The organism is Nocardiopsis sp. SBT366 (assembly GCF_001083815.1).
In the GTDB taxonomy this organism is placed as follows: domain Bacteria; phylum Actinomycetota; class Actinomycetes; order Streptosporangiales; family Streptosporangiaceae; genus Nocardiopsis; species Nocardiopsis prasina.
In genome coordinates this window covers 1-8,369 of sequence record NZ_LAVM01000135.1, presented here as the reverse complement: position 1 = coordinate 8,369, position 8,369 = coordinate 1, and the positions used below count along the sequence as shown (strand labels likewise).

Annotated in this window: 2 protein-coding genes; both read right to left on the bottom strand. The window is 73.8% G+C overall.

The genetic code is table 11. The features are described from left to right. Nucleotides 1-225: 225 nt before the first annotated feature. Complete coding sequence (locus ADX84_RS24485) at nucleotides 226-4,332, bottom strand: amino acid adenylation domain-containing protein (RefSeq protein WP_049579718.1); 4,107 nt, start codon at nucleotides 4,330-4,332, stop codon at nucleotides 226-228. Between the two features lie 150 nt (nucleotides 4,333-4,482). After that, nucleotides 4,483-8,369: AMP-binding protein (locus ADX84_RS26870; RefSeq protein ID WP_082206763.1), on the bottom strand; the 3,887-nt coding region annotated here is incomplete at its 5' end.

The window sequence follows — 8,369 nt, the reverse complement described above, 5'->3', positions numbered from 1 at the left end:
GGTTCGGGGCTGGGGTGCGAGGCTTCGCGCGGTGCGAACCCTCGCGTGCCCGTCGGCGGGAGGACTCGAACCCAGAGTAAGGCTAGCCTTGCCTTACCAGGCTTGGGAACCCGGGGGCGGCTTTTTCTCGGGTGAGGCTCCCCTCCCGCTCTCGGTGGGCGCTCTCGGGTGAGGCTTCCCCGTTCTCGGATGAGGCTCCCCTCCCGCCTCGCCGGGCGGCCCGCGTCACGGTCGCCCGCCCCTCAGGGCCCGGTCGAGGACCGGGCCGATGACGGAGAGCGCGGCAGGTCCGGTGAGGTCGTCGTGGTGGTGGTCGACGGGGGTGTCGTGCACCTCGCCGCGCACGTGCTCCTTCCACAGCTCGGCGGTGATGCCGGAGTCGGGCTCACGCTGGGCGGTGGCGGAGAAGAAGTGCAGGTCACCGTCGTAGACGCGGTACCCGGTTCGGTACATGACCTCGTTGGTGTACATGCGGGCCCGGACCACGCGCTCGATGGTGTCGGAGTCGAAGTCGGCCCAGACGCCGTCGCTGTCACGCATGAACTCCACGACCTCCTCCCGCCGGTAGGGCGCTCTCAGCCAGGAGGGGAGGTCGCGCTGGGAGCTGGAGAGCAGGAACTCCAGCGCCTCCTGCTCGGCCTCGGCCTCGGGCATGGCCCCGCCCGCCCGAAGGACGGGTTCGGAGTCGGTGGGATAGGTGTCCAGCAGCCCGAGGAAGGCGACCTTCTCCCCCTCGGCCTGGAGGAGGGTGGCGAGGCCGTGCGCGATCTGTCCGCCGAAGGACCAGCCGACCAGGTGGTAGGGACCGTTGGGCTGGACGGTGCGGACGAGGCGGGCGTAGCGCTCCACGAGTTCGTCCATGGTGGGCGGCAGGTCGTCCTCGCGCAGGCCCGGGAACTGGATGCCGACGATGGGCCGCTCCTTGTCCAGGTGCGGGGCCAGCCCCGCGTAGGACCAGCTGAACCCGCTCGCCGGGTGGAAGCAGAACAGCGGGCTCCTGCGTCCGCCCTCCCGCAGGCGCAGCACCGGGGCGAGGAGGTCCTCGCGGCGCGGGGACTCCAGGTACTCCCGCAGGCGGGCGACGGTGGGCGCGGCGATGAGGTCGCCCGCGCGCAGCCGCTGCCCCGTGCGCTTGCGGACGCGGCCGACCAGTCGCATGGCCAGGAGCGAGTGCCCGCCCAGGTCGAAGAAGTCGTCGTCGATGGTGAGGGCGGCGGGCTCGGAGGCGTCCGCAGCGTCGTTCAGGCCGAGGACGGCGGCGAAGTCGGCGCACAGGTCGCGGTCGACGTCGTCGCGCGGCGGGCGGCCGGTGCCGCCCGTGTGCGCGGGGGCGGGTAGGGCCGCCGGGTCGAGCTTGCCGTTGATGGTGAGCGGGAGCCGGTCCAGGGTGACCAGGGCCGAGGGCACCATGGCGTCGGGCAGGGTGCCCTGGAGATCCCGGCGCAGCGCGTCGGTGTCGACCTCGGCGCCCGAGGCGGGGACGAGGTAGGCCGCCAGCCTCTTGAGGCCGGGGGTGTCCTCGCGGACGACCACCGCCGCCTGCGCGACGGCCGGGTGCTCCTCCAGAGCGGCCACCACCTCACCGGGTTCGATGCGCACACCACGGATCTTTACCTGGTCGTCGGCCCGGCCGAGGTAGTCGATGAGCCCCTCGGTGTCCCAGCGGACCAGGTCGCCGGTCCGGTACATGCGTGATCCGGGCGGGCCGTACGGGTCGGCGACGAACCGCTCGGCTGTGAGGTCGGAGCGGTTGGCGTAGCCCCGGGCCAGGCCGATCCCGGTCACGTACAGCTCGCCGGGGACTCCGGGGGCGACGGGGCGCAGGGCGGAGTCGAGGACGTGGACGTCGGTGTTGGCGATGGGGCGCCCCACCGTGGGGGTGCGGCTGTCGTCGGTGCCGCCGCCGAGGGTGTTGATCGTGTACTCGGTGGGCCCGTACAGGTTGTAGCCGAGCACGTTGTCGGCCTCGCGGAGGGTGTCCCAGACGGTGGCGCTGACCGCCTCGCCGCCGAGCAGGACCAGCGGCGGACGGTGGGCGCCGTCGTGCCTGGCCGCGTCCGTCGGTGCGTCCGTGGGAGAGCCCCCCGAGCCACCCCCGTCAGTGTCCGCGGGCCGGCCGAGGAGGCCGTCCTCGATGAGCTGCCCGCAGTAGGACGGGGTCACGTTGACGACGTCGATGTCCTGGTCCGCGCAGTAGGCCACCAGGGCGGCGGAGTCACGGCGCAGCTCCTCGTCCATGAGGTGCACCTCGTGGCCGTCGATCAGCCACAGGAGCTCCTCCCAGGACATGTCGAAGGAGAACGACACGGTGTGGGCGACCCGCATGACCCGTCCGCCCTGGGCCTCGACCACCGGGTCGAAGATCTCCGTGCGGTGGTTGACCAGCATGTTCACCAGGCCGTGGTACGGGATCTCCACGCCCTTGGGGCGCCCGGTGGAGCCCGAGGTGAAGATGACGTAGGCGAGGTGGTCGGGCCGGTGGGCGGCGGGGGTCCGGGGCCGGGAGAGGTCGACCCGGGCGAGGTCCGCCCGGACACCCGGATCGTCCAGGAGGAGACGGCGGCCACCGGAGTCGTCCCCGCCGCCCGCCTTGGAACCCCGCTCCCCGGGCAGGTTCTTCGAGGCGTCGGCGGTGGTGACGGTGACCAAGGGGCCGGAGTCGGCGAGCATATGGCCGAGCCGGGCCGCCGGGTGCTCCAGATCCAACGGCACGTAGGCGGCGCCGAGCTTGAGCACCGCGAACAAGGTCACCACCCAGTCGGCAGAGCGGTGCAGCGCGATGGCGACCCTGGCCTCCGGGCCCACACCGAGCTCCGCGAGCAGGCGGGCCAGGCGTTCGGCGCGTTCGTCGAGTTCGGCGAAGGTGAGGCTCTCGTCCCGGGTGACCAGGGCGGTGCGCTCGGGGGCCCGACGCGCGGACTCCTCGAAGATCCCGGCGAGGGTGGTGTCGGGAAGCTCGCGGCGCACCCCCTCCCCCAGCCCGAGGGCGGTGCTGGCGGTCTGCGCGGAAAGCGCGTTGAGGTCGGCGACCGGGGCGCCGGGCTGCGCGGCGATCTGCTCGAGCAGCCGCACGACCCGGTCGTACAGGTCCTGCGCGGTCTCGGCAGTGACGACGTCGGTCCGGTAGGCGAGGCTGAGCCGCAGTTCGTCGCCGGGCTGGGCGACGAAGGTCAGCGGGTAGTGGGTGGCGTCGTTGCCAGTGACCGACTCCAGGCCGGTCCGCTCGCGCACGCTCTGGTAGCGCTCGTCGTCGCGCGGGATGTTGCGCTGCACGTAGAGCGAGTCGAAGAGCCGCTGCCCGCCGACCGCCCCCTGGATGTCGGCGAGGCTCACGTGGTGGTGCGGGAGCAGGTCGGCCTGCTCTCCCTGGAGTCGGACGAGGAGGTCACGGACGGTCTCGGCGGGACGGACCCGCACACGGACCGGCACGGTGTTGAAGAAGACGCCGACGATCGAGTCGACCCCCTCGATCTCGGGCGGGCGCCCGGCGACGGTGCTGCCGAAGACGATGTCGTCACCACCGGTGTGGGAGCGCAGGGCCAGGCCCCAGGCCGCGAGGAAGAGCGTGTTGGGGGTGACCCCGGTGTCGCGTGCCAGCGCGGTGAGGCGGCCGACCAGGTCGGGGGCGACGACCCCGTCGACGGTGCGGGGCATGATCGTGGTGTCCCCGGCGTCGGCGGCCGAGACGAGCGTGCCCTCCTCGACGCCCTCCAGAGCGGAGCGCCAGGCGTCGACGGAGCGCTGGTGGTCCTGGCGCGCCAGCCACACCAGGTAGTCGCGGTAGGGCCGGGGCGCGGGCAGTCCGGTGTCGTCCCCTCCACGCAGGTACAGGTCCATCAGCTCGGCGTTGTAGAGCTCGCCGGACCAGCCGTCCATGACGATGTGGTGGAAGGTGAGGACGAGGACGTCGCGGTCGTCGGGCAGATGGACCAGGACGTGCCGGATGAGCGGCGGCCGGGAGAGGTCGAAGCGTCGCTCGCGCTGGCCGACGCGGATGTGCTCGAACCGGCGGCGGGCCTCCACCGCGGGCAGGTCGGACAGGTCGGTCTCGTGCCAGGCGACGGGGACCTCGCGCGGGATGAACTGGACGGGGCGTTCGACGCCCTCGTGCATGAATCCGGCGCGCAGGGCGGGGTGGCGCCGCAGGAGGGTACCCGCCGCGTCGCGCAGGGCGGTGGCGTCGACCCGGCGGGTGAACTCGAAGACGTTCTGGACGGTGTAGACGTCCAGGTGCTGCTCGTCCTTGACGGAGTGGAACAGCAGACCCTCCTGGAGGGTCGCGAGGGGGAGCACGTCCTGGATGTCGCCCGGGCCCGTGGCGCTGGCGTTCATGGGTGTCCTCTTCTGGTTGGTGCTGGTGTGGCAGGTGTGGGTGGCGTTGGGGCGGGTGCGCCCGGACCTTCACCGGATGCGCCGGAGGTGGTCCGGTGGCCGGAGGTCCGGGGAGGGTCCGGAGGTCTTCGGAGAGGGTCCGCAGGCGGCTCAGTCCCGTGAGTCCCAGAGCTGTTGGAGCTGGTCCATGTCGCCCGCGTCGAGGAGGTCGGCGAACTCCTCTCCCCGGGCCGGGGCGGGTTCTGGTCCGGGGTCCGCCGGGTCCGGTGAGCCGGGCCCGGACCGCTCCTGGTCCGCGCTCCGCGCGGCGTGCGCGGCGAGGCGCTCGGGGGTTCGGTGCGTGAACACGTCCCGCACGGTGAGTTCCAGTCCGGCGGCGCGGGCTCGGCCGACCAGGCGGATGGAGGTGACGCTGTCCCCGCCCAGGACGAAGAAGTCGGCGTCGGCGGGGACCGGACCTCCGGCCACGCCCAGGAGGTCGGCGACGGCGGAGGCCAGGACGAGTTCGGCCTCGGTGGCCGGGGGCCGCCCCGAGGCGGCGGCGGGCACGGGCTCGGGCAGGGCGCCCCGGTCGAGCTTGCCGTTGACGCTCAACGGCAGCCGGTCCAGGACCGTGACGGTGGCGGGGACCAGGGCCGGGGGCAGCGCGGTGGCCAGCTGGGCGCGCAACTGGTCCGGGTCCGGCGTGTGTCCGGGCACGGGTACGACGTACCCGGCGAGGGCGGTGGCACCGGAGCCCCGGGCGGTGCGGACGGTGACGGCGGCGTCGGCGACACCGTCCAGGGCGCGCAGGACCGACTCGGCCTCGCCCGGTTCGACGCGGACGCCGTTGATCTTGACCTGGTCGTCGGAGCGTCCGAGGTAGACGAGGGCCCCGTCCGCGCGTCGGAGGACGAGGTCGCCGGTGCGGTAGAGCCGGGCCCCTGCCGGACCGCTGGGGTCGGCGACGAATCGGGACGCGGTGAGGTCGGGACGGCCCACGTAACCGCGTGCGAGCTGGACCCCGCCGAGGTAGAGCTCCCCGACCGCTTCGGGCGGGACGGGGCGCAGGGCGTGGTCGAGCACGTGCGCGGTGGTGTTCCAGACGGGGTGCCCGATGGGGACCGGACCGCCGGGGAGGTGCTCGGCTGCGGAGTCCGCCCCCGGGACTGCGGCGGGGTGCGAAGTGACGTCGACGGCCGCCTCGGTGGGGCCGTAGAGGTTCTCCAGACGGGTGGCGGGCAGGGCGGTGGCGAAGGCGTGCGCGAGGTCGCCGCCGAGGGCCTCACCGCTGGCGATGACCAGTCGGAGCGCGGAGGACGAGGTGGAGGACGACGTGGTCGCCGAGGCGGAGACCGACGCTGGGTCCGACGCTGATTCCGACGCTGGGTCCGACGCTGATTCCGACGCGGGGTCCGACGTGGAGGACGACGGGGAGACCGACCCGGAGGACCATGTGCCCGCCGAGGCGGAGACCGACGCTGATTCCGACGCGGGGTCCGACGTGGTCGCCGAGGCGGAGAGCGGCCCCATAGCCGACCCGGGGATCGGCGCGGGGCCGGGTCCGGCACTCGCGGGGTCCGGCCCTGTCACCGAAGCACGGTCCGGTCCGGCGCTCGCGGGGAGTTCGTCGAGGAACAGGCGGAGCATCGCCGGGACGAAGTGGCACACGGTCACGCGCTGACTCGCCAGGAACCCGACCAGGTAGGCGGGGTCGCGGTGGCCGTCCGGGCGCGCAGGGACCACGGCCGCGCCCACGGCCAGCGGCCAGAGGAACTCCCACACGGAGACGTCGAAGCCGACGGGGGTCTTCTGCGCGACCCGGTCCTCGGGGGTCAGCGCGTAGGCGGCCTGGGTCCACTCGATGCGGTTGGTGATGGCCCGGTGGGAGACCCCGACCCCCTTGGGGCGCCCGGTGGAGCCGGAGGTGAACAGCGTGTAGGCGAGCTGGTCGGGATGCGGTTGGGCCCACGGCAGGGGCGGGAGCGCGGCGAGCCGGTCCCGGGTGTCCGGAGCGTCGAGTTCGATCCGCGCGGTGTCGACGGGCAGATCCGCGAGGTTCGCCCGCTGCCCCGAGGTCGTGACCACGGCGACCGCCCCGGCGCGTTCGGCCATGTCGGCCAGGCGCGCGGACGGGTGGTCCAGGTCCAGCGGGAGCAGAACGCCCCCGGCGCGTACGACCGCCACGAAGGCGGTGACCAGGTCGGCACCGCGCGGCAGGGCGACGGCGACCACCGACTCCGGACCGACGCCGTGTTCGCGGAGCAGCCCGGCCAGCCGGGCGGCGTCCTCGTGCAACCGCTGGTAGGTGAGTTCACGGTCCTCGGTGACGACGGCGGGCCGGTCCTGGTGCTCCCGCTCGGCCGCCGCGAGCAGCGCGTTGAGCGTGCTGTGGGTGGTGGGGTGCGCGGTGCCGTTGTGGCTGGCCAGTTCCGTGCGCTGGGCCGGGGTGAGCAGGTCCAGCTCGCGCGGGGTGCGCCGGGGGTCGGCGCAGACCTGGCCCAGCAGATGGGTGAACAGGTCGAGCAGCTGACGGGCGGCGGCCCCGTGGACCGCGCCGGGCAGGTGGTCGAGGCGAAGGACGGTGTCGAGGTCGGGGCCGTCGTCGGGCAGGACCGTGAGCGTGGCCGGGTAGTGGGTGGCGTCGCGGACCCTGATGTCACCGGCCCTGATCCCCGCGTGGTCGGCGCGGGCGGCGGCCTCGTCGAGGGGATAGTTCTCGACGACCAGGAGCGTGTCGAAGAGGGTGCCGTGTCCGGCGGCGCGCTGGACCTCGGCCAGTCCGGTCCACTGGTGGTCGAGCAGGTCGGCCTGGTCCACCCGGGTCCGAGAGAGCAGGTCGGCGAGGGGTTCGGCGGGGTCGAGGCGAACCCGGACCGGAAGCGTGTTGGTGAACAGGCCGACGGTGTCATGGGCGCCGGGAAGTTCGGGCGGGCGCCCGGACACGGGCTGGCCGAAGACGACGTCCTCGCGACCGGTGTGCGCGGCGAGGGTCAGCGCCCATGTCACCTGGAGGACGGTGTTGACGGTCACCCCGGTGTCGGCGGCGAGGGCGCGAAGCCGCTGGCTGTCGGCGGTCCCGAGCCGGGACTCGACGCTGGCCGCCGCGGGCTCGGGCGAACCGGTGCGCGCGGAGGGGTCGTCCCCGGTCCCGGGCTCCTGCGCGCCGAGAACCCGGCCGGGCGCGAGCAGAGTGGGTTCCGGGAGCCCCTCCAGGGCGGCGGCCCATGCCTTGCGAGCGGCGTCGTGGTCGCGGCCGTTGAGCCAGGCCAGGTGGTTCCGGTAGCGCGGGGCTGCGGGCAGGGCGCCGCCGTCACCGTCCGCCTCGTACAGGCGCAGGAGGTCGCGGGCGAGGATCGGCAGCGACCAGCCGTCGAGCAGCACATGGTGGGCGGTGACCACGAGGACGGTGCGGTCGGGTCCGGTGGTCAGGGCGTGGAAGCGGATGAGTGGCGGCGCCGAGAGGTCGAACCCCCTGGCGAACTCGCGCTCCGCCACGCGGTCCTCGGCATCCGGGGGTACGGGGTCCGTGTCCGCCACGGACCCCGCGTTCGGGGACTCGGCCCCGGCGCCCGCCACAGGCTCTGCCTTCGGGGAACCAGCCCCGGCGCCCGCCCCGGACTCCGCGTTCGGGAAACCGATCCCGGCGTCCCCCACGGACCCCGAGTCCGGGAGGCCGATCCCGCCGTCCCTCACGGACCCCGCGTTCGGGAAACCCATCCCGCCGTCCGTCACAGGCTCCGCGTTCGGGAAACCGGTCCCGGCGCCCGCCACCGGCTTCGTGAGGTCGGTGTGGGTCCAGTCGAGGTCGGTGTCGGCGGGTACGAACTGGACCGGCTGGTCGAGCTCCTCGTGGAGGAACCCCGCGCGCAGGTTGGGGTGACGGTCGAGCAGAGCGGACGCGGCCCGGCGCAGGCGTTCCGTATCGATCCGGCCGAGGAGTTCCACGCGCACCTGGATGCCGTACACGTCGGCCTCGCCCCCGTCGAGGGCGTGGTGGAACAGCAAACCCTCCTGGAGGGGGCTGAGCGGCAGGACGTCGGCGATCGCCCCCGGGT